Source organism: Shewanella sp. 3_MG-2023 (assembly GCF_030548765.1).
Taxonomy (GTDB): domain Bacteria; phylum Pseudomonadota; class Gammaproteobacteria; order Enterobacterales; family Shewanellaceae; genus Shewanella.
This window is the reverse complement of sequence record NZ_JAUOSH010000015.1, coordinates 16,871-35,774: the sequence shown is the minus strand read 5'-3', so window position 1 is coordinate 35,774 and position 18,904 is coordinate 16,871. Positions and strand designations below refer to the sequence as shown.

At 44.3% G+C, this 18,904-nt stretch carries 18 protein-coding genes; 10 read left to right on the top strand and 8 right to left on the bottom strand.

The genetic code is table 11. The annotated features are described in order from the left end of the window. The first annotated feature begins 45 nt into the window (after positions 1–45). Positions 46–1,302, top strand: coding sequence for a HAMP domain-containing sensor histidine kinase (locus tag Q4591_RS10260; protein ID WP_303460937.1), 1,257 nt, complete (start codon positions 46–48; stop codon positions 1,300–1,302). Positions 1,303–1,365: 63 nt separating this feature from the next. Continuing rightward, positions 1,366–2,046 carry a TIGR01621 family pseudouridine synthase gene (locus Q4591_RS10255; RefSeq protein ID WP_102531521.1) on the top strand — a complete coding sequence of 227 codons (681 nt, stop codon included), beginning with the start codon at positions 1,366–1,368 and terminating at the stop codon, positions 2,044–2,046. 47 nt (positions 2,047–2,093) lie between these two features. Here Q4591_RS10255 and Q4591_RS10250 read toward each other — a convergent pair whose 3' ends face one another. After that, a complete protein-coding gene (locus Q4591_RS10250) occupies positions 2,094–3,290 on the bottom strand; it encodes a GGDEF domain-containing protein (RefSeq protein WP_102436003.1) in 1,197 nt (398 codons plus the stop codon). Between the two features lie 139 nt (positions 3,291–3,429). Between Q4591_RS10250 and Q4591_RS10245 the strand changes: the two genes are divergently transcribed. Both Q4591_RS10245 and Q4591_RS10240 read left to right on the top strand, forming a co-directional pair. Continuing rightward, positions 3,430–3,597, top strand: a complete 168-nt coding sequence (locus tag Q4591_RS10245) for a YqaE/Pmp3 family membrane protein (RefSeq protein ID WP_076541354.1) — start codon at positions 3,430–3,432, stop codon at positions 3,595–3,597. Positions 3,598–3,736: 139 nt separating this feature from the next. Next, positions 3,737–3,958: a DUF2986 domain-containing protein gene (locus Q4591_RS10240; protein ID WP_102436005.1), complete on the top strand. Its 222-nt coding sequence runs from the start codon at positions 3,737–3,739 to the stop codon at positions 3,956–3,958. A 71-nt stretch (positions 3,959–4,029) separates the two neighbouring features. On the opposite strand, the gene Q4591_RS10235 is transcribed toward Q4591_RS10240, so the two are convergent. The 3 genes from Q4591_RS10235 to moeA all read right to left on the bottom strand — a co-directional run bounded on the left by Q4591_RS10235 (position 4,030) and on the right by moeA (position 6,502). Further along, positions 4,030–4,362: a DUF333 domain-containing protein gene (locus tag Q4591_RS10235; RefSeq protein WP_303460936.1), complete on the bottom strand. Its 333-nt coding sequence runs from the start codon at positions 4,360–4,362 to the stop codon at positions 4,030–4,032. Positions 4,363–4,439: 77 nt separating this feature from the next. Next, entirely contained in the window at positions 4,440–5,210 is a 771-nt protein-coding gene (gene moeB, locus Q4591_RS10230; protein WP_303460935.1) for a molybdopterin-synthase adenylyltransferase MoeB, read from the bottom strand. A 38-nt stretch (positions 5,211–5,248) separates the two neighbouring features. Then, positions 5,249–6,502, bottom strand: a complete 1,254-nt coding sequence (moeA, locus tag Q4591_RS10225) for a molybdopterin molybdotransferase MoeA (RefSeq protein ID WP_102476463.1) — start codon at positions 6,500–6,502, stop codon at positions 5,249–5,251. A gap of 137 nt (positions 6,503–6,639) precedes the next feature. On the opposite strand from moeA, the gene Q4591_RS10220 reads away from it, so the two are divergent. Next, entirely contained in the window at positions 6,640–6,996 is a 357-nt protein-coding gene (locus tag Q4591_RS10220) for a GIY-YIG nuclease family protein (protein WP_102476462.1), read from the top strand. A gap of 71 nt (positions 6,997–7,067) precedes the next feature. Here the strand turns inward: Q4591_RS10220 and Q4591_RS10215 are convergent, their stop codons facing one another. The 4 genes from Q4591_RS10215 to hslR form a co-directional block, all read right to left on the bottom strand. Next, a complete protein-coding gene (locus tag Q4591_RS10215; RefSeq protein ID WP_102436015.1) occupies positions 7,068–8,936 on the bottom strand; it encodes a M14 family metallopeptidase in 1,869 nt (622 codons plus the stop codon). Between the two features lie 197 nt (positions 8,937–9,133). Continuing rightward, positions 9,134–10,675 carry a phosphoenolpyruvate carboxykinase gene (locus Q4591_RS10210; protein WP_303460931.1) on the bottom strand — a complete coding sequence of 514 codons (1,542 nt, stop codon included), beginning with the start codon at positions 10,673–10,675 and terminating at the stop codon, positions 9,134–9,136. A 299-nt stretch (positions 10,676–10,974) separates the two neighbouring features. After that, a complete protein-coding gene (hslO, locus tag Q4591_RS10205; RefSeq protein WP_303460929.1) occupies positions 10,975–11,835 on the bottom strand; it encodes an Hsp33 family molecular chaperone HslO in 861 nt (286 codons plus the stop codon). A 33-nt stretch (positions 11,836–11,868) separates the two neighbouring features. Further along, on the bottom strand, positions 11,869–12,267 hold the full coding sequence (gene hslR, locus Q4591_RS10200; RefSeq protein ID WP_102436019.1) for a ribosome-associated heat shock protein Hsp15: 399 nt from the start codon (positions 12,265–12,267) through the stop codon (positions 11,869–11,871). 246 nt (positions 12,268–12,513) lie between these two features. Here hslR and gspC point away from each other — a divergent pair, with 246 nt between their 5' ends. The 5 genes from gspC (at position 12,514) to gspG (ending at position 18,887) form a co-directional block, all read left to right on the top strand. Then, on the top strand, positions 12,514–13,422 hold the full coding sequence (gene gspC / locus Q4591_RS10195) for a type II secretion system protein GspC (protein WP_102436021.1): 909 nt from the start codon (positions 12,514–12,516) through the stop codon (positions 13,420–13,422). Between the two features lie 25 nt (positions 13,423–13,447). Further along, positions 13,448–15,592, top strand: a complete 2,145-nt coding sequence (gene gspD, locus Q4591_RS10190; protein ID WP_102436023.1) for a type II secretion system secretin GspD — start codon at positions 13,448–13,450, stop codon at positions 15,590–15,592. After that, positions 15,585–17,147 carry a type II secretion system ATPase GspE gene (gspE, locus tag Q4591_RS10185; protein ID WP_102436025.1) on the top strand — a complete coding sequence of 521 codons (1,563 nt, stop codon included), beginning with the start codon at positions 15,585–15,587 and terminating at the stop codon, positions 17,145–17,147. Before gspD ends, gspE begins: the two co-directional genes overlap by 8 nt. A gap of 3 nt (positions 17,148–17,150) precedes the next feature. Then, complete coding sequence (gene gspF / locus Q4591_RS10180; protein WP_102436027.1) at positions 17,151–18,374, top strand: type II secretion system inner membrane protein GspF; 1,224 nt, start codon at positions 17,151–17,153, stop codon at positions 18,372–18,374. 63 nt (positions 18,375–18,437) lie between these two features. Beyond that, positions 18,438–18,887: a type II secretion system major pseudopilin GspG gene (gspG, locus tag Q4591_RS10175; protein ID WP_102436029.1), complete on the top strand. Its 450-nt coding sequence runs from the start codon at positions 18,438–18,440 to the stop codon at positions 18,885–18,887. Positions 18,888–18,904: the final 17 nt, after the last annotated feature.

The following is an 18,904-nucleotide window of genomic DNA, read 5'->3' as shown; positions in this document are numbered from 1 at the left end:
TACCAAAGTAGTGCTTGGCGGATCACGCTGATATTTTCTACTTTGGTGACCTTGTTAATTGTACTGCTGGTATCGGGTTTATACCGGCAGCTAGTCATGGAACAAGAAAGCCAAGTTGAGCAGCATCTCGCGACTGAAATGCAGCGCTACAAGCAATTAGCCCTCACTTTGGACCGTCGTAGTTTTGCGGCGCAAATTCGCGCGGCTGATCCCAAAACCGCGTTAATTGCTTGGCGTAATAATGTCGACATGGTTGGTGCCTTAAGTTTTGTACCTGACAACATGCCATTATTGCCTGAAACCCGCGATTTCCCCATTCTCACTGGCGGACCAGATAAACTGCATATTTTGACCGGAGGATTGGTGTTAACCAATTACGGTCCCGTGCTTATCGCCACCCGTACTGATAACTTAGCTGCATTGATTGATAAATTTGTTAATGCGGCCTTTTGGGTGGTAGCGCTGACATTAGCAATGACCTTAGCCGTTGGTTTTATCTTCTCTAAAGCCATCTTACGGCGCTTAGTGCAGTATAATTTACTCAGTCAAAAAATTGAGCAAGGCCAATACGATACCCGTTTTCCTGTCAGTCATAATCAAGATGAATTTGATATGCTCGCAGGACAGTTTAATCGGGTATTAGATACCTTAGAGCACAACTTAATGTCAGTACGCGGGGTGACCGATAATATCGCCCATGACTTACGTACGCCGCTTTCGCATTTGCGCATAGGTATCGAGCAGTTACCGCAAAAACCGGCCGAGCAGATACCTGAGCTCACCGCAATGCTGCTAGAAGAGCTAGATCATTGCTTAGCAACCTTCGATGCCATGTTGTCACTAACGCGCATTGAAGAAGGCCAGCAGACCCTTGATATGCAACCCGTTAGCTTGCAGCAGCTTTGCCAAGATTTATATGAAATGGCAGAAGTGGTGGCTGAGTCTAAACAGCAAACCCTTAATTTAGTGATTGAAAATGATGTCACTATTTCAGGGGATAAATACCTGCTATTCCAAGCATTATTTAACCTAGTGGATAATGCCATTAAGTACGCGCCTGAAGATGCCGAAATTAGCATTGTGCAACAAGGTCGGCGGATCCAAATTATTGATAATGGCCCAGGGATAAATGCGCAAGACAAAGAACGAGTGTTTGAGCGTTTAGTGCGTTTAGATCCTAGTCGTCACCATCAAGGCACAGGTTTAGGGTTATCTATGGTAAAAGCGATTTTATCTCGCCATCGTGCCAGTATTGAATTGGTAGATAATAACCCTGGTTTGATTGCCGATATTCATTTCTAATGTTCACTTCCAGTATTCAATGTTATCTCGCATCACTCATCATTACTTAATAGAAGCCCATTTATGTATCAGCTAGTTGAGCAGCATCCTGACTTTATTATCATTAATAAATCCGCAGGGGTTCATTTTCACAGTCAAGATGGTAATGCGGGCGTAGTCGCTCAAGTTGAGGCTGATTTAGGGATTAAGTTATATGCGGTTCACCGTTTAGATACGCCAACTTCAGGCTTATTGATTTTGGCTAAATCTTCAGCCGCCGCAGCGATATTCACCGAGATGTTTAGCGCTCATAAGATCCAAAAATATTATTTGGCCATTGCTAAAGGTAAGCCGAAAAAGAAACAAGGTTGGGTGATTGGCGATATGGCTAAGTCGCGTCGCAGTATGTATAAGTTATTACGTTCTACTGAGAACCCCGCTATCACGCAGTTTTTTTCCCATTCAATTGCCGCTGGGACTCGGTTATATTTACTAAAACCACTGAGTGGTAAAACCCATCAATTACGGGTCGCGTTAGCCAGTCTAGCGGTACCGATTTTAGGGGATAGCCTTTATGGCGGAGAGGCATCAGATAGATGCTACCTGCATGCAATGGCGCTGCAGTTTGAATATAAAGCTACGCAGTACCAATTTATTCAATGGCCCCATTTAGGTGAGCAATTCAAACTGGCAGCAGTCACTCAGCAGCTAGCAAATGAATGGCAAAGTCCCAATGATTTACCATGGCCTGCGCCAGTAAAGTAAACGTGCTCAGAGTCATCACGCTTGCAGTAAAATGGATTTGTTAGCGGTTAAATTGAATCGCTTTGTAAGCGCATTAGGTTGGCTGATTTAACACAATTGCGACCACTGTTTTTTGCTTGATACATGGCTTTGTCGGCCAGTCCTAATAACGCTTCGGCATCGACGCCTTCTTTCATGGTGACACAGCCGATACTGGCTTCAATGGATATGGTGTTACCGTGCCAGTCCAGTTGAATTTGAGCTAATTTATGCTGCAGTTTGCTTGCCACTTGTAGCACGTTATCTTCATCGGTTAAGGGTAAGATCAGCACAAACTCTTCGCCGCCAAAGCGGCATAAATAGTCTAATTTTCGGGTCGCTGAGCTCAATTGTTGCGCCACCGCTTTAAGCACTTCATCACCAGCCACATGACCATAATTATCGTTTATATCTTTAAAGCGATCTAAATCAATCACCATCACACTGAAGCTAACCTTATCCCTTAACCAGCGTTGATGTTCAGTATTGAGTTTATGTTGCAGGGCATTACGGTTCCATAATCCGGTGAGGGCATCCTTGTTGGCGAGAGTTCTAATCTTTACGACTAGGCGATTGATAGTGTTACCAATAATAAGAATATTCACGATCAAAATAAGTGCGATATAGGTCCATAAAATAGGGATAGATTCTTTGGCATTAAAGGCGGCGTAATTGGCTACTTTTTCTGGATAGAGCATCAAAATGAACGCTCTGATAAAAAACATGAATCCAATAGCAACAATGGGGATGACTAACCAATAAGTTGCAAAAGCAGTAAAGTTAGCTTTCAACGCGACATAGTGATCTTTGGCGAGCATAAAAAATAGTGTGGCGGCACTAAAGGATAAAATAATCATCAAGTACGCAGAGCTAGAGGCTTGCGGTTTAGCCAATAGCATTAACCCGCCAGTGATAAACAGCAGCATTAAATCATTGCGATGGCTAGAGGTCAGGTGATACAGCCGTTGTGCGCCCCAGCGTAATAAACAAAAGCCAATCAGGATGAACATATCAGCGACTAGCCAATGTAAGTAGCTGGGTTCATCTGTGCGCTGAATGTAAAGCTGCATGCCGACAAGGATAGAAAAATTAGCCAATGCAAAGCGTGAGCTGGCACTGGGCGCGACCTTCATTGGTACGACCATGATGATCCAAGCGACAGTTGCTGCAATACAAAGCACGCAAATAACTTGAATTAACACTAAGCTACTACTATTTTCTATCATTAAGCCTTCAAAAATTTATAAATATTTCAATATGAAATTGTAGGTAAAATAATCATAATGATATTTAGCGACTTTCACAATTGGTTATTATTTTTACACTAGTTAGCTTTTACTGTTGATAAAAAGGACACTGAAACTTATGGACGCAAACAAAATTCTTCTGATTATACTGGCAATTTTATTACCACCGGTGGCGGTTTTCTTGAAAAAAGGGGTCGGTAAAGACTTACTGATCAACATCATTTTATGCTTATTATTCTTCCTTCCAGGTGTGCTACATGCGATTTGGGTGGTGATACAAGATTAATTAATCTTAAAATCTAAATACCAATTTTGATGATTCAAAATTGGTATTTTTAACCGTTCAATTGTAAAATCGCCCTCCATTTGAATATCTGCAGTAAAAATATTGAATTTTTTCGGCGTAACAGTAACGAGAGTATGCAATGAATCGTCGTAAAAAAATCAACTCAACCCTGAAAGCGAAAGCCAAAAAAGCCAATGCTAAAAAAGCTGGCAGTAACAAACCGGCCTACATTGCTAAAGCCGATAGAATTAAACTTGATGAAGCTGCAGTCACTGAGGTTGCAGTCACTGAAGTTGCAGCGGTGAAACCTGATAGTGCAGTTTTACAAAGTGACTTGGTAACGGCTACCACTACAAGCTAATCCGTTTTATCACACTGATACTTATAATTTTAGGCGCTAGCCAATTCAATTGCGCTTAGCGTTCAGTGCCACTACGATTTTTGATGGTCGCGTCTAAATAATTCCCAAGACTCCACTACTTCACCATCGGGTAAGGTGCACAGTAAGATATCACCATTGATGTGAGCTATGGTCGCTAAACTGCCATCTAACTTAAGGCAGTAATCGGCAGCTGGATTGGTTTGGTGAAGTGGGGTTATATCGTCACCTGAACAGGCCGAGAGAAGCGTAAAGCTGCAGCCTAAGCACAGTGGCTGCAAAGATCTAAAGCGGCAGTAAAACCCTTGAGACGAGCTTGGCGTAAACCCAGTTATCTGGCGCAGTTGTTGAATGCGTAGGCGCAGTTGTTGAAGAAGAGCTGACATAACAGAGTTCCTGTTTATAAAGCCGTTTTATCTCTTCTTCAACTATAGACAAGTTTGCCTTGCTAGGTGAATTACTTCTATTGCCCACAAACGGGGCAGTGAGTTTGCTTCGGTAGTTTCATTTCTCGAAACTCCATGGTCATGGCATCAATCATTAGAATGCGCCCATTAAGCCCTTGGCCCATACCGCTAATGGCCTTAATGGCTTCAGTGGCTTGAATACAACCCACTAAGCCCACGACAGGGGCTAATATTCCTGATTCAACACAGGTTAGTTGCTGCTCACCAAACAGACTGCTGTAGCATTGATAGCAAGGTGACTGCGACTGATAATCAAATACCGTCACCGTGCCTTCCATGCGAATAGCTGCCGCTGAAATAAAACTGACTTTATGCTTAAAGCAGCTGCGGTTAAGTTGCTCGCGAACTAACACATTATCGGTGCAATCCAGCACTAACATATGTGCTGATACCAACTGCTCAATGGCAGCTTCATCCAGAAACTGATTAATGGTATTGATGCGGATTAGCGGATTGAGTTGCTGTAATGTTTGCTTAGCGGAATCAACTTTTGCTTGGCCAATATTTTCATCATGATGCAGCACTTGGCGTTGCAGATTTGATAACTCTACTGTATCAAAATCCACTATGGTCATTTCACCCACACCTGCCACTGCCAGATATTGGGTCACAGTACAGCCTAAACCGCCAGCGCCTATGACTAAGACTTTGGCTTGTTTAAGTTTCTCCTGACCTTCGATATCCATGGCTTTAATGGATATTTGGCGGCTATAACGTAGCATTTCATTATCGGTAAGAATATCGTCAGTTAACATATCATTGCTCATTAAGCTGCTAGCCCCTTGCTGTCGGTCATTATTAATCCTTAGCAAAGCACGCTGTTAAAGGGTTCAACTTCGACTGTGCTACCCGCTGCTACATCGCCTTGAAATTGCGCTAAGTTAATAAAGCAATTCGCTAGGCTCATTGAGGTCAACATGCCAGAGCCTTGACCGCCAGTGGTGGAAACAACTAACTCGCCATTGTCATCACGGCTAAGCACCCCACGCTGGTATTCGGCGCGGCCCGGCTGTTTACGGATAGGGCTTGAAAGTGTCGCTGTTACGATGACAGGTGCTTTAGGGGTTAAGCCCTGCATTTTGTTGATAATAGGCCAAACAAGCTTGTAGAACGTCACCATTGATGACACAGGGTTACCCGGTAAACCGCAGAATACCGCTTTACCTAATTTACCAAAGGCAAACGGTTTACCCGGTTTAATGGCCAAGCGCCAAAAGGTGATTTCACCTTCTTCAGACAAAATTTGTTTGGTGTAATCCGCATCACCCACTGAAACCCCGCCAGAGGTGAGCACGATATCAGCTTGCTCTGCTGCTTCTCTGAATGCACCTCGAATAGCTTCTTTGTCATCTTCGATGACACCTAGGTCAATCCATTCCACGTTTGCTTGGGTTAATAAGCCTTTAATTGAGTAGCGATTAGAGTCATAAATTTGCCCAGGGGCGAGATCGCTACCAACAGGTCTTAATTCGTCACCCGTTGAGAAAAAGGCGACTTTAAGCTTACGTTTTACTCTGACTTGGCTAATACCGATAGTGGCCAGTACGCCCATCTCTGCGGCGCGAATTTGAATGCCACTTTTTAACACATTGGTACCAGCAAGCAACTCTTCGCCGCGGTAGCGCACGTTAGCGCCTTTCGCTTTGGGCGCTTCAATACTAATGATGTCAGCATTGGTGGTAGTTTTTTCTTGCATCTGCACTGTGTCATAACCAGCGGGTACCGGCGCGCCGGTCATTATCCTGATACAAGTATTGGCTTGAGGCGTCCCTTTAAAAGGGTGACCCGCAAATGAGGTGCCGATAAGGGTCAGTTCAGTCGATGCTGCGCTGAGGTTTAAATCTTCAAAACGAAAAGCAAAGCCATCCATTGATGAATTATCAAAGGGAGGCAAATCAATACAAGAAGCTAAATTCTCAGATAATACTCGCCCAACTGCATCATTTAAGCTGACCATTTCATTGTCTTGGGTGGCATTAACTTGCGCTAATAACGCTTCGATAGCCTCCTGTGGCGGCATTAAATCGGGTTGTGCGCAGGCATCTGGTTGCTTTGACATCGTTGCTTCCTCACATGGCTATTGCCATATACTGATTGCACTTAGCGAGTGCTAAGATGATAAGATTTATGTTTGATTCTGCATTATGCCATGCTGGCAGCAGATAACTATGATCAGACCGAAGGTTTTTTATATCGATGCCGACCCAAAACCAACAAACTGCCAGTGACTGCAATAATAGTCTAATGACCACATCGAAAAAGCCAGCAATCGTGGCATCTGCTTGGTTTTTATATATGGTCAAATGCCATAACGGTCACTTGTACACTGGGGTTACCACAGATGTTAGTCGCCGTTTTGCTGAGCATCAAGCTGGTGGCGTAAAAGCGGCTAAATTCTTAAAAGGAAAAGGGCCACTCACACTGGTATATCAAGAGTCACAGCCTGATAGAAGTCGTGCATTGAAGCGGGAAATAGCGGTAAAGAAGTTAACGCGTAGGCAAAAGTTAGCCATGATTGCGAGTTATGAAAACGCGCAAGCTAAAGCCACTTAACAGGCGCTTATGGCGTATTAAGTGGCAATGTTTGCTGCTGCAGCTGGTTATCGTTAGCTTTAGAATTTGAGTTAGTGAGATCTCAGTACTGGATACTTCAAGTATTGCTCATCGTAATAGGGGCTACGTTGATAAAACCAGCGCAGTCTGGCTTTCGGATCTGCAGCAAAGGCTTCATCCTCTAAGGCTTTTTCAAATTCTAGTTTCAAATTATCGTCTTCAGCCAGCATTTTGGCCGCTAATGGCTCGACGGCATAGTCTTCAATGTATTCAGTACGGGTAAAGATGCTATTGAAAAATCCCCATTGAAAAAACGAATCTGCAGATTGAGGTTCCAGCAGTAAAATGGCTAAATCACCCAGAGGTTGGTTAGTGGCAATTTGAATAGTACCAGCTGGTAAAGTGGTTGTTATTTTAACTTTAGTGCTGCTAGCTTTAACCCGTTGACGACCCTCATAATCTACTGCGTTAAATTCAGGCTGACTAAATTGGTATTGCGCCGCCTTGATGGTTTTAGGCTTTTCTAAGCGAGTCATTCTTACGCCATGTATGGCTAAGCGCTCAATCACTTGCTGCCACTGGGCGGGAACATAATAGAATTTAGGCCGTTGAGTGATGATATCGGCTTCAGTGTTACCCATTAGCGGTAAGTTAGGGTATAGCTTTGGCTGGCCATTCCATCTGACCACATTTGTGCCACTAATGTCACTTTGCTCAACGCTGTAGTCAATGCCTTTAAAATCCCAACCTTGGGGTTGTTTGACGCTTTGCCAAGTTAACGCAAGCTGCTGCGGGGTGCGGTACTTATCTTCATAAATTGCCGCTGTTAATTTAGTGCCATGCTCGGCAACCGTTTTAAGGGTTTGCTCAAGCATCACGTAGGTACCAAGCACCCGTTGTTTAAAGGGTTTTAAGCTGTGGTTTTCAATTAAAATGGTCGGTAAATGGCGCGCATCACCGTAACCATTTGAAAAGCGTGGGCTTGGATTCCAGTAAGACAGCCCTTTAGACATATCGGTATTATCAATGGCAAACACTAACCCGCCAGGGACATGACCTTGCTTGGTCAGCGCCGCTTCAACTTCAGGGCGATAATAGTTTTCTAGCCAATCAAAACTTGCTGGGCTATAGCCTTGTTTGACGTTGTAACCAAAGGTGACATCGTATTGGTAGTCGATGCCGTCAGTCACATGGACATCAATGTACAAGTCGGGTTGCCACAAATTGATGGCACGGATCATATGCTGTAATTCAAGGGTATCTAACTTGGCGTAATCACGGTTTAAATTAAGGTTTCTGGCGTTGGTGCGCCAGCCCATATTAACTGGCCCTCGCTGATTAACCCGATTAAACTCATCACTGCGCTCATGACCATCGACACTTAAAATGGGCACAAACAACAGATTTACCTTATCCAGTAAGGCTTTTTTGTCGCCATGGCTAATGTCACGTAGCAACATCATGCCGGCATCTTTGCCATCAATCTCGCCAGAATGGATCCCCGCCTGTACCAGGACTGTGGGTTTATTATTGCCGCTAAGCTCTTTAGCAGTGGCAGCCCCTTCTTCCGATGCGACCAGCATCCAAATATCACGGCCTTGGGGGCTTTTACCGATGGAGACTTGTTGCAGTAAATCACTGCTGTCGACCAGCTTGGTGAGCCATTGCTGGGTATCATTGTAATTAGGGCTGCTAATTAAACCGTTTTGCTCAAAAGGGGTCGCCCATGGTGCATTTTTTGATTGAATTAATGCTTTACTGGCGCCTTGCCAGCTGGCAATTGGCGGTAAAATAGGGTCGTTTACAAAGGTGTTATTAACGCTAGGGCTGGCAGTTATTATTTTTTCCGAATGCTTACTAAGGTTTTCAGTGGCGAATGCATTGCTATTGAGCAGCAAGAATGAATTAATCACTAGAGTGGCAATGATGGCGCGGCGCATAGATATCCCTATGATATATCCAAAGTTTATTGTGTCATCTTAAATTAATTCTCTATGGAGGCAATAGCAGATTGATACTGATTCAAGGAAAGTAAATTACGCCATTAAAAAAGCCGCAACTGGGGATTTGCGGCTTTTTGATTAGGCTTCAACTTGGTAGCGCCGTGATGACAAGTTAATATGTCATCGGCTCAACACTAGCTATTAGGGCCAGCATTTTTAATCTCATCAGACACGTCATACTTAGCAAAGTTTGCGGTGAACTCTTCGGCGAGTTGCTGAGCAAATTTGGCATATTCAGCTTTATCTGCCCAAGTGTTTACTGGGTTCAATAATGCAGTTTCAACCCCTGATACCGCGACAGGCACCTTAAGGTTAAGTTTATCAATATGCATGGTTTCAACGTCTTTAAGCTCGCCGCTGACAATGGCATCGACAATCGCGCGGGTCGTAGGGATGTCAAAACGCTTACCAACACCGTGAGGTCCACCAGTCCAGCCAGTATTAACCAAGTAAACTTGGCTGCCAAATGATTCAATGCGCTTCATCAATAGTTCAGCATAAACCCCTGCTGGACGTGGGAAGAATGGTGCGCCAAAGCATGTTGAGAAGGTCGATTGAATGGCTGCGGTCGAGCCCATTTCAGTTGAGCCGACTTTGGCGGTATAACCTGACAAGAAGTGATAAGCCGCTTGCTCTTTGGTTAACACAGACACTGGCGGTAATACCCCAGATACGTCACAGGTTAAAAACACCACCGAGTTAGGCTCAGCGCCACGATTTTCTTCAACGCGCTGGCCAATATGCTCTAACGGATAAGCAGCACGGCTGTTTTCAGTCAAGCTAGTATCTGTGTAATCAGGAGTGCGAGAGTCATCTAACACCACGTTTTCAAGTACGGTGCCAAAGCGAATCGCATCCCAAATAACCGGCTCATTTTTTTGACTTAAGTCGATACATTTAGCGTAGCAGCCGCCTTCAATATTAAATACCCCGCCCGGTGCCCAGCCATGTTCATCATCGCCAATTAAAAAGCGCTTAGGATCGGCTGAAAGGGTGGTTTTCCCTGTGCCTGATAAGCCAAAAAATAAAGTAGTGTCACCTTTAGCGCCCACGTTAGCGGAGCAATGCATTGGCAATACCCCTTTTGCTGGCAATAAGAAGTTTTGCACCGAGAACATCGACTTTTTCATTTCGCCGGCGTATTTAAGTCCTGCAAGCAGTACCTTTTTGGAGGCAAAGTTAATCATCACTACGGCATCGGAGTGGGTGCCGTCACGGGCAGGATCGCAAACAAAATCAGGTGCATTGATAATTTGCCATACTGCTTTATCGCCACGGTTAAAGCTTTCTGGGGTGATAAATAGATTACGGGCGAATACCTGATGCCAAGCATATTCTGTAGTAACACGAACCGGAAGGTAGTGCTCATCAGAGGCACCAACTTCAAGTTCAGAAACAAAAAGCTCTTTATCAGCAAGGTAGGCTTCAACACGGCCCCAAAGTGCATCAAAGGTATCGGCAGCGATACCTTTGTTGACTGAGCCCCAGTCGATTTCATCTTGGGTGTTGGCTTCTTGAACAATAAAGCGGTCGTTGGGAGAGCGACCTGTTCTTGCGCCGGTTTTTGCTACCAGTGCGCCATTGGCGGTTAATGTCCCTTCATTACGTTGTAAAGCAAGTTCAATTAACTCAGCGCTAGTAAGGTTAAGGTGTACGCTGTTGGTTTCATCTGTCATCGAGTGGTTCTCCGTCATAAGTAGGTCGTTTATCGGTCTATGGCGCCGATTTTTTTGTTTAGGATGACTTACGTTAGCTTGCTTAAGTTTGGCTTAGGTGCGGCTGAATTAAGGTTCGGTTGAACACTAAATTAGCGATCCCTATGCAATTTAATAATAACGCAATAACGGCACGGAGGAGTAACAGTTTGGTAACTTTTTTGTAATTAGTGGCATTTTTTAAGTTGAAAGGGGGATTTTTAGCGATAAAAAAAGCGCCTTAGGCGCTTTTTTTGAAAGTTTACTTGAGGAGGTAACAGTTATTGCTGCTTGTCTGCACTCATGTTACCAGCAAAGATTGCCGCAATATCGATACTGTCAAAGTTGTAAACTGCAGGACAATATTCACAGTCCATTTCAATTTTACCCTCTTCAGCGAGTATGGCTTCAACTTCTGCTTGCTCTAAGGTCGCCAGCGCTTTAGCGCTACGCTCTTTAGAGCAACTGCACTTAAAGGTGACATCGATAGGATCAAATAAGCGCACTTCTTCTTGATGGTATAAACGATGTAACACTTCTTCTGCGGTTAAGCCAAATAGCTCTTCTGACTTGATAGTATGAGTCAGCGCAGATAAGTGTTCGAACTCTTCGTTTTCTTTGTTTTCAGTCGGTAATACCTGTAACAACATACCGGCAGCTTGTTTACCGTCAGCAAATAAACGGATCACTGTGGGGAGCTGCTCAGATTGATTGAAGTATTCTTCTAAACAGGCGGCTAAATCAGCATGCTCAAGAGACACAATACCTTGGTAGCGTTCACCTTCATCAGGGGTTAGGGTAATCACCATAATACCTTGGCCAAACAGCTCCGTCAGTGAAGCGTCATCTGCTAACTCACCTTTCCAGCGGGCTATGCCGCGTAAGGCCTGTAAGTTGCTGCCATTGATAACTGCTAAAGATACTGGGCCATCACCTTGCAATTGCACACTGATGTCGCCAGTAAATTTAATGGTGGCTGTCAACAATGACGTTGCCGCCATTAATTGGCCGATGATGTGCTGTAATGCAACAGGGTAATCATGGGCGGCTAAAATTTCTTGGTAGCTGTTTTCCAGTTGTACCATTTCACCACGGACTTCGGCATTATCGAATAAGTAGCGATGTAATAGATCTTTGCTCATGTGGTCTCTCAATTTGTTGTGCCGTTAAAAAGTTTATAACTCTTTAAAGCGTTTAAGTTGTCGACGTTGCTTTTTATCCGGCTTAGTTTCAGGCGCCGGATTATTTAAGATATTTAATCTCCTGGCTTCAGCATTAAACTCGCGTTTTTTGATGCTTTCAGCCGTTTCTTGATATAGCGTTTGCGCTATAGCAGCCCCTTGTCGATGTTCAGACAATTGAGCAATAATTATTTCCCTATCATCGTGCCCTTGGCGAAGTCGCACTGTTGCACCGACTTCTGCTAGTTTGCTCGATTTGGCTCTTTGGCCGTTATAGTGAACTTTGCCACCATTGATCATGTCTTTTGCTAGCGAGCGAGTTTTATAAAAACGTGCCGCCCATAACCATTTATCTAACCTTACTGACATGGTATTAACTTGAGCTATGCTCATTAAGCCCCCTCAAAAGTGGTATGAGTTCACAAGGTTGACATTTTTCACATGTAAAATGGAGGCAAGAGCCTAAATAGTGGCATTTCTCACAGCCTTTTTAAGCGCGCAAATGTAGCATAATCAGCTGTATTTCGCCAATCCAGATGCTATGGGCTTGTTGCGACAAGCCGTGTAGGTTAGCATGATGCAGTATTTCCTAAATTAACAGAATAAGAACAGCGACCTGTGCTGAGGGTCAAAGCAAATATGGATGTATTAGATAAAGTTATTACCAAGGTTGCGGCTCTTCCTCAAAAGCAGCTGAGCGCGGCCTTCTTTTGGTTAGGGTTAGTGATCGTGCTATCAATTGCTGCTCAGATCACTTGGAAGTTAATGCCTGTTAATTCTCAAGCTGTAGCATGGCAACCATCGCCAACTTCTTCTGCTAGCGCGAAACGTATTGAGCTCAGCGGTGTGCAACAGTTATCACTGTTTGGTAAAAAAGGTGCCAGTGATACCCAAGCGAAAAAGCCCGCTCCAGTGGAACAAATTACCGATGCCCCTAAAACTAACTTGTCTATTTTGCTGACAGGTGTGGTGGCATCAACTTCTGATTCACATGGCCTTGCGGTTATCGAGTCAAAAGGCAGCCAAGAAACCTACAGCCTAGGTGACAAAATCAAAGGCACTTCAGCGTCATTAAAAGAAGTTTATGCCGACCGCATTATTATTACCAATGCGGGCCGCTATGAAACCTTAATGCTTGATGGCTTAAATTACACCACTCAAAGCCAAGCCAATGAATCACTTCAAAAAGCAAAACAAAATCGCACCGTGCAAACGGTTCAGCGCAGTGTGCTCTCTCAAGAGTTAGCCGATTCACGTGATGAATTACTAGCCGATCCGGGTAAATTAACCGACTATCTGGCTATCTCACCAGTCAGCGGTGCAGATGGCATCAGCGGTTATCGATTAAACCCGGGCAAAAATAAGTCTTTATTTGCCTCAGCAGGTTTTAAAGCAAATGATTTAGCCAAATCCATCAACGGCTACGACTTAACTGATATGGGGCAGTCGTTAGAAGTGATGGGGCAATTAGCAGAATTAACCGAAATTGGCGTCATGGTCGAACGTGATGGGCAGTTAGTTGAAATAATTTTTAGTTTGCCAGAATAGTATGGGCAGTAGAGGATTGAAAATAATGAAGAGTTACGGAATTCGACGCAAGTTATTTGCTGGAATGGTTGCCGGTATTGCCATGCTGGCTTCTCAAGCTGCTTGGTCGGAACAGTATGCTGCCAATTTCAAAGGCACAGACATTCAGGAATTCATTAATATTGTGGGTAAAAACCTCAATAAGACCATCATCGTTGATCCTACTGTTCGCGGCAAAATTAACGTCCGCAGTTACGACTTATTAGATGACGAGCAGTACTACCAGTTCTTCCTCAATGTTTTGCAGGTGTATGGCTATGCCGTGGTTGAAATGGAAAACCGCGTTATTAAAGTCATTAAAGATAAAGATGCCAAAACTGCAGCTATTCGCGTCGCTGATGATAACACCCCAGGCTTGGGCGATGAAATGGTCACCCGCATTGTGGCGTTATACAACACCGAAGCTAAACAACTAGCGCCATTACTGCGCCAGCTTAATGATAATGCTGGTGGCGGTAACGTAGTGAACTACGACCCATCTAACGTATTGATGATTTCAGGCCGCGCAGCTGTCGTAAATAAATTAGTAGAAATTGTTCGCCGTGTCGATAAGCAAGGTGATACAGCTGTTGAAGTGGTATCCCTTGAATATGCCTCAGCCGGTGAGATTGTCCGTATTGTTGATACCCTTTATCGCGCCAGCGCTAATCAAGCACAAATGCCCGGTCAAGCGCCAAAAGTGGTGGCTGATGAGCGTATGAACGCCGTTATTGTGAGTGGTGATGAAAAGAGCCGTCAACGCGTGGTCGATCTAATTCGTCGTCTAGATGCTGAGCAAGCTAACACTGGTAACACTAAAGTACGCTACTTACGCTACGCTAAAGCAGAAGATTTAGTCGAAGTGCTAACCGGTTTTGCTGACCAACTCGTGAGCGATCAAGATGCGGGTAAAACCTCGGGTAGCAAGCGTAAAGAAATTAATATTATGGCTCACGTTGATACCAATGCTTTGGTGATCAGCGCTGAACCGGATCAAATGCGCACCATTGAAAGCGTGATTAACCAGTTAGATATTCGCCGTGCACAAGTATTGGTAGAAGCGATTATTGTTGAAGTATCAGAAGGCGATGATGTTGGCTTTGGTATTCAATGGGCATCAGCTGCTGGTGGTGGTACTCAGTTTAATAACTTAGGCCCAACCATAGGTGAGATTGGCGCAGGTGTATGGCAAGCACAAGGTGAAGAAGGCACTACAGTGTGTACCGAAAATGGTACTTGTACTGAAAACCCAGATTCACGTGGTGATATTACCTTACTGGCGCAAGCATTAGGTAAAGTGAACGGCATGGCTTGGGGCGTGGCAATGGGTGACTTCGGCGCCTTAATCCAAGCGGTTTCAAGTGATACCAAATCAAACGTACTTGCAACACCGTCGATTACCACCCTTGATAACCAAGAAGCATCATTCATCGTTGGTGACGAAGTACCTATTCTTACCGGTAGCCAAAACTCAAGTAACGGTAACAGCAACCCATTCCAAACCGTTGAACGTAAAGAAGTGGGCGTTAAATTAAAAGTGGTACCACAAGTCAATGAAGGTAATGCGGTTAAGCTGACCATTGAGCAAGAAGTGTCAGGTATTAACGGTAAAACTGGTGTCGATGTGACCTTTGCAACTCGTCGCTTAACTACCACGGTTATGGCAGATTCTGGTCAGATTGTAGTACTGGGCGGTTTGATTAATGAAGAAGTACAAGAGTCAGTACAAAAAGTGCCATTTTTAGGTGACTTACCGATTATCGGTCACTTATTTAAGTCTTCATCAAGCGGTAAGAAAAAGAAGAACTTGATGGTATTTATCAAGCCAACCATTATTCGTGACGGTATCACCATGGAAGGCATCGCTGGTCGTAAATATAACTACTTCCGCGCCCTGCAACTTGAGCAACAAGAGCGCGGCGTAAACTTAATGCCTAAGACCAATGTGCCAGTGTTAACTGAGTGGGATCAAGAAGCTTACTTACCTGATGAAGTGAACGAAGTGCTTAATCGTTACAAAGAAGGTAAAGAGTTAGAAACTAAGATGCGCGAAACAGACCCTGCGCTTAAGCATATTAGCGAAAGAAAAGATCTAGACAATGCAGTCACTGAAGCTGCAGAAACCGAACAAGAAGATGATGCCAATGAGTGAAGCAGCAATGACTGAACAATTGGCACAGGTGTCTACCGATTTAGGCTTAGAAGCCGAAGAGCTTAATGATGAGGTGTTTCACTCCAACAGTCGTGAACGCCTGCCATTTGCTTTTTCTCATCGCTTTAATTTGGCATTGGCCAAAGAAGCCGATGCCCTAAAGCTTTACTACACCAGTAATACCCCACTTGATGCCATGCTTGAAGTGCGCCGTTATGCCGGTGAAGATCTGGTGTTAGTCAAGCTGCCGGTAGAAGACTTTGAAGCGAAATTAACCCACACATTCCAGGCTAATTCATCAGAAGCCCAGCAGCTGATGGAAGACATTGGTAATGAAATGGATTTATTTACCCTCGCCGAAGAACTGCCACAAACCGAAGATTTGCTCGAAGGTGATGATGACGCGCCAATCATTAAATTGATCAACGCCTTGTTATCAGAAGCCATTAAAGAAGAAGCCTCTGATATCCATATCGAAACCTACGAAAAGCAATTAATCGTCCGTTTCCGTATTGATGGGGTTTTGAAAGAAGTTTTAAAACCTAACCGTAAACTGTCTTCATTGTTGGTTTCACGTATTAAGGTGATGGCGCGTTTAGATATCGCAGAAAAACGTGTGCCGCAAGATGGTCGTATTTCATTACGTATTGCCGGCCGCGCAGTTGATGTGCGTGTCTCTACCATGCCATCAAGCCATGGCGAGCGAGTGGTATTACGACTACTGGATAAAAATACCGGCAACCTAGATTTAAAATTATTGGGTATGACCCTGTCTATCCAAGATGAATTTGAAGCGTTAATTCGTAAACCGCACGGTATTATTTTGGTTACCGGCCCAACAGGTTCAGGTAAAAGTACCACCCTGTATGCGGGGTTAACTGAGATTAACTCCAAAGACACCAACATTTTAACCGTTGAAGATCCGATTGAATATGAACTGGAAGGCATTGGCCAAACTCAAGTGAATATGAAAGCGGATATGACCTTCGCCCGTGGTTTGCGGGCGATATTACGTCAAGATCCTGATGTGGTCATGATTGGTGAAATCCGAGATTTAGAAACCGCACAAATTGCAGTGCAAGCTTCACTAACCGGTCACATGGTTATTTCGACCTTGCATACCAACACGGCATCGGGCGCGATTACTCGTCTGCAAGATATGGGTGTTGAGCCTTTCTTGGTGTCTTCAAGCTTACTGGGTGTATTAGCCCAGCGACTTATTCGTACCTTGTGTAACGAATGTAAGGTCGAGCATGAGCCAGATGAGCGTGAGCGCGAATTATTAGGCATAACGGTCAATGATACCCGAGTGATTTATCGCGCTAAAGGCTGTAAAGCCTGTGGTCATAATGGTTATCGAGGTCGTACCGGTATCCATGAATTACTCACTGTTGATGACAACGTTCGTGAATTAATTCACGGTGGCCGCGGTGAGTTAGCCATTGAAAAGTATGTCCGTCAAACGATTCCAAGTATCCGTCATGATGGCATGAGCAAAGTACTGAAAGGGGTTACCACCCTTGAAGAAGTATTGCGCGTGACCCGCGAGGAGTAATCAATGGCAGCGTTTGAATATAAAGCCCTTGATAGCAATGGTAAACAGCAAAAAGGGGTGATAGAGGCTGATACGGCTCGTCATGCACGTAGTCAGCTACGTGAACAGCGCTTAATGCCCTTAGAGCTAGAACCGGTTGCTGAAAAAGAAGCCAAGGCCAAAAGCGGTGGGCTTAAGTTTTTCAAACGTGGTATCTCGGTTGCAGAGCTTGCTTTAATTACCCGTCAAATCGCCACTTTAGTTGCTGCAGGTTTACCCATTGAGGAATCACTCAAAGCGGTAGGCCAGCAATGTGAAAAAGATCGTCTTGCCAGTTTGGTCATGGCGGTGCGCTCGCGGGTTGTTGAAGGGTATAGCTTGGCTGATTCTTTAGCCGAATTCCCCCACGTATTTGATGATTTGTACCGCGCTATGGTGGCATCAGGTGAAAAGTCTGGTCATTTAGAAGTGGTACTAAACCGCTTAGCCGATTACACCGAACGTCGCCAGCAACTGAAATCTAAACTAACTCAGGCAATGATTTACCCTATGGTATTAACCATTGTTGCCATTGGGGTAATTGCCGTATTACTGGCAGCAGTGGTACCTAAGGTGGTTGGTCAGTTTGAACATATGGGTCAAGAGCTACCCGGTTCAACTCAGTTTTTGATCCTCGCCTCTGATTTTGTGCAAAATTATGGGGTATTTGTGCTTGTGGCACTGATTGGTTTGTTTGCACTACTAAAGCAGCTGCTAAAAAAACCAAACTTTAGAATGCAATATGACACCTGGTTACTCAAAGCACCGGTTATTGGCAAAGTCAGTAAAGGCCTGAATACCGCCCGTTTTGCGAGAACCTTAAGTATCTTGTCAGCAAGTTCTGTACCTTTGCTTGAGGGCATGCGTATTGCCAGTGAAGTGCTGCAAAACGTCAAAGTGCGCGCAGCAGTGGATGATGCTACAGCAAGAGTGCGTGAAGGTACCAGCCTGGGCGCGGCGCTAACTAATACCAAACTTTTTCCGGCTATGATGCTCTATATGATTGCATCAGGCGAAAAAAGTGGTCAGCTGGAGCAAATGCTAGAACGTGCTGCAGATAACCAAGACAGAGAATTTGAATCTAATGTGAATATTGCCTTAGGGGTATTTGAACCCATGCTCGTGGTCAGTATGGCCTCGGTGGTGTTATTTATCGTGATGGCAATTTTACAGCCTATTTTAGAATTGAATAACTTGATCAGCGCTTAAGTATCCAAGTTATTTACTATTTATTGTTAGCGCACCGAGTGTGCGCGTCGGAGGAAGTTGTTAATGCAAACTAATCGAAATCAAACCCGTGGTAAACAAGCTGGTTTTACCTTACTTGAAGTCATGGTCGTGATTGTTATTTTAGGTATTTTGGCCTCTATGGTGGTACCTAACTTAATGGGTAACAAAGATAAAGCTGATATCCAAAAAGCCGTTTCTGACATTGTAGCGTTAGAAAACACCCTCGATATGTACCGCCTAGATAACAGTGTGTATCCAACAACGGAGCAAGGCTTAGATGCGTTAGTGCAAAAGCCAACCTCGTCACCTGAGCCACGTAATTACCGACCAGACGGTTACATTAAGCGTTTACCACAGGATCCTTGGCGCAACGATTACTACCTATTAAGTCCTGGCGAAAATGGCCGTATTGATATTTTCAGTGCCGGTCCTGATGGCCAAGTGGGAACTGAAGATGATATCGGCAACTGGAATCTGCAAAACTTCCAGTAAGCACGAAGTCTAATAAC

Excerpts from the sequence above, each read along its gene's own strand:
- gspG (WP_102436029.1), top strand. The coding sequence starts at position 18,438 with ATGCAAACTAATCGAAATCAAACCCGTGGTAAACAAGCTGGTTTTACC.
- gspC (WP_102436021.1), top strand. The coding sequence starts at position 12,514 with ATGGATGTATTAGATAAAGTTATTACCAAGGTTGCGGCTCTTCCTCAA.
- Q4591_RS10220 (WP_102476462.1), top strand. The coding sequence starts at position 6,640 with ATGCCGACCCAAAACCAACAAACTGCCAGTGACTGCAATAATAGTCTA.
- Q4591_RS10215 (WP_102436015.1), bottom strand. The coding sequence starts at position 8,936 with ATGCGCCGCGCCATCATTGCCACTCTAGTGATTAATTCATTCTTGCTG.
- Q4591_RS10250 (WP_102436003.1), bottom strand. The coding sequence starts at position 3,290 with ATGATAGAAAATAGTAGTAGCTTAGTGTTAATTCAAGTTATTTGCGTG.
- gspE (WP_102436025.1), top strand. The coding sequence starts at position 15,585 with ATGAGTGAAGCAGCAATGACTGAACAATTGGCACAGGTGTCTACCGAT.
- gspD (WP_102436023.1), top strand. The coding sequence starts at position 13,448 with ATGAAGAGTTACGGAATTCGACGCAAGTTATTTGCTGGAATGGTTGCC.
- moeB (WP_303460935.1), bottom strand. The coding sequence starts at position 5,210 with ATGAGCAATGATATGTTAACTGACGATATTCTTACCGATAATGAAATG.
- moeA (WP_102476463.1), bottom strand. The coding sequence starts at position 6,502 with ATGTCAAAGCAACCAGATGCCTGCGCACAACCCGATTTAATGCCGCCA.
- Q4591_RS10210 (WP_303460931.1), bottom strand. The coding sequence starts at position 10,675 with ATGACAGATGAAACCAACAGCGTACACCTTAACCTTACTAGCGCTGAG.
- hslR (WP_102436019.1), bottom strand. The coding sequence starts at position 12,267 with ATGAGCATAGCTCAAGTTAATACCATGTCAGTAAGGTTAGATAAATGG.
- Q4591_RS10235 (WP_303460936.1), bottom strand. The coding sequence starts at position 4,362 with ATGTCAGCTCTTCTTCAACAACTGCGCCTACGCATTCAACAACTGCGC.
- hslO (WP_303460929.1), bottom strand. The coding sequence starts at position 11,835 with ATGAGCAAAGATCTATTACATCGCTACTTATTCGATAATGCCGAAGTC.
- gspF (WP_102436027.1), top strand. The coding sequence starts at position 17,151 with ATGGCAGCGTTTGAATATAAAGCCCTTGATAGCAATGGTAAACAGCAA.
- Q4591_RS10255 (WP_102531521.1), top strand. The coding sequence starts at position 1,366 with ATGTATCAGCTAGTTGAGCAGCATCCTGACTTTATTATCATTAATAAA.
- Q4591_RS10240 (WP_102436005.1), top strand. The coding sequence starts at position 3,737 with ATGAATCGTCGTAAAAAAATCAACTCAACCCTGAAAGCGAAAGCCAAA.
- Q4591_RS10245 (WP_076541354.1), top strand. The coding sequence starts at position 3,430 with ATGGACGCAAACAAAATTCTTCTGATTATACTGGCAATTTTATTACCA.